This is a genomic window from Pseudoalteromonas sp. SR45-5 (assembly GCF_014163565.1).
GTDB lineage: Bacteria > Pseudomonadota > Gammaproteobacteria > Enterobacterales > Alteromonadaceae > Pseudoalteromonas > Pseudoalteromonas distincta.
Window position 1 is genome coordinate 1 of the sequence record NZ_JACJDN010000606.1, and the last position, 2,396, is coordinate 2,396.

General features: G+C 36.9%; 3 protein-coding genes. All 3 read right to left on the minus strand.

The genetic code is table 11. The features are described from left to right. On the minus strand, positions 1 to 970 hold a 970-nt coding region (locus H5072_RS17025; protein ID WP_182694215.1), incomplete at its 3' end, for a glycosyltransferase family 2 protein. Between the two features lie 15 nt (positions 971 to 985). Then, on the minus strand, positions 986 to 1,870 hold the full coding sequence (locus H5072_RS17030; RefSeq protein ID WP_182694216.1) for a hypothetical protein: 885 nt from the start codon (positions 1,868 to 1,870) through the stop codon (positions 986 to 988). Between the two features lie 6 nt (positions 1,871 to 1,876). After that, positions 1,877 to 2,396 (minus strand): HAD-IA family hydrolase (locus H5072_RS17035; RefSeq protein WP_182694217.1); only part of this gene is annotated, 520 nt, incomplete at its 5' end.

The window sequence follows — 2,396 nt, forward strand, 5'->3', positions numbered from 1 at the left end:
CATCTGTTAAATTACTAAGCACTTTTGCCACTGCCTGCGGTTTTTTAGCAAGTAAATTAGGTAACATTAACTTTAATTGCTCTGCGTTTTTTTCAATCGTTGTCTGCGCATTCAAAATATATTTAGTAATATTACATTCGTTTAAAAACTGCTTTTTATTTTCAATATATTCTGCGTAAAGTTGATGTTCAAAACTACAACTTTTAATGTTTTCATTATTAATGTAGCCATACCCATTTCGGTTTAACTTAATAGGAAAACCTTCTTCTGGGTTACCACGATACAAAGCAGCTAAATACTCCACCTCAGATCTAAACATTCTATGAAAAATAAACGTATGCTTAAATGAATTAATACTCACAGCTACATGCTGAGGCAAATTTGGCTGGCATTTAAACGCAGTTCCATCAACTAACGCTATATTACTTAGCGCTTTCATTACCGGCACATGTAAACGTATTTGTTCTATATTATTTATAGAACAAACATTAATCATGCTTTTACCCAAAGCATGTACTTTGCCCGTTAATGTTTGTGGCAACGCTAAAAATGATCTAGCTACAGCGCCTTCATTAAGCCACTCAAACACTGTTAGATCTTGGCCTTTATCACAACTTTTTAAGAAATCATTTATGCAAGTGTAACGCTGTGAAACCCAATACTCATCAATATCTAAAAATAGTACATGCGTAATCTCAGGTTCAATAGAACTTAGTGCCTGCATATAACATATGTGTTGTAAGTTTTTCCTAGATGGCGGGGGAAGCTGATCAATCCAATCAGCATCGCTAAAAGTAACATTATCATGTAATTGACTAATGCTACCTAACACCTTAGCAGAATCATCACTTGTTCGGTTTACATAAACATGTATTGCAGCAAAGCCAAAAAACAAATGGTGCTGAACCCAATCAGCTAAATAAGCAGACTCATCTTTTGCTACCGCAACTAGCTTAACTTTATAGTGCATAATAAATTAATAGCCTTAGTAAGCCTGAATATCTTTGTAAACCTTTTCAGTAAACAATTCATCTTGAGATAAAAACTCCTTTGCAACACGCTTATTCGGCCCATTAAAGTTATTATCAATAGCCCTAAGCTCACCCGCAGTTAAAAACACGCGCTTTGGTTTGTCATCAACAGCCTTGTTGCTTACTTCACTAATAAGATTGTCGCGTATATGAGTATACTGAGGTACATCACTAACGTGCACAGTGCGCTCCTGCATTAACATTAATGCACTTGTTGGCAATGAAGGGTTAACTACAACGTTATCATGTGTACTTTTAAGGCTTAAATTAAATAATGCTAAAAAGTCATCAACAATAGTATCGCTATAAGGCACTACTAAAATATTTTCCTTACCTACTTTAGGCACCCACCTATTAAGTTGCTGAAAGTAATTTAACTTAGGGAAATTATTAATAGCCATTTGAAAAAAGCGCCCTTTAAACCTTACATGCGGGTCTTTTACAAGCTGGTTAAATAAAGAGAGTAGCAAATCAGATTGGCGCCTTACCGTGCCTATCACCACTACTTTTTTAAATTTAGCTACCCACTGGCTAAAACGTGGGTTATTAAAATAAAAAGGAGAAAGCTCGCTCGAAACCAAAGCCGAATGACAACCTTCCTTTAGCATTTCCTGCTCCAACATATCCAGTACTTCTGGTATTTTATATTTAGCAGGGTAACCATGTATTGGCGCAAATGCTAACGCAAAGTGATGATGCGCTTGGTCGTTCATTTGCAGTGTTTTAGAATATAAAACCCCTTGCGCTTTTAGTTCGCTTTGCTGTAAATCAAGCTGGTACTGAATTGCCGATGTGCCAGTTTTAGACCAGCCCACATGCAAATATAAAGTTTCAAACATTAAATACTACTCACCTAAAAATCCAAATCGGCCAAAGTCGCTAACAAGCGGGCCCCATTTTAATATTTGTGCTTCATTTAAACCTTGTTCACCTACAAAGGGGTTAATAAAGCCACCAGCCTGCCATTTATCAAGCGGGTTTAAAATGTGCAAATTTTGCAAACCAAAGTCACCAGGTATTTGTGCATCAGCCACGGCGTTATCGCCAACATGTATAAAACTTTGCCCCTCGGGTAAATTCTCTTTTATATGTTGCCATAGCGTGCCACTATCTTTGCGTTTACCTAAATCGCTAGATACAAGTAAATCAAAGCCCACGCTAATTCCCACCTTAGCCAGCATAAGCGTAACCTGATCTTTTGTATAATAGGTGTCTGATGCAACCGTTACTTGTTTACCCGCTAAAATAAGCTCGTTAAAAATATCAACCATTTCATCTTTTGGTAAAGTCATTTGTAAGTCGTAAGAAAACTCTTGCTCTGCATAGTTATGAGCTTGCTCGTTGCTCCAACCCAATTGCTTAGCT

Bases quoted from the DNA above. Each gene is read 5' to 3' on its own strand.
- H5072_RS17030 (WP_182694216.1), bottom strand. From the start codon at position 1,870: ATGTTTGAAACTTTATATTTGCATGTGGGCTGGTCTAAAACTGGCACA.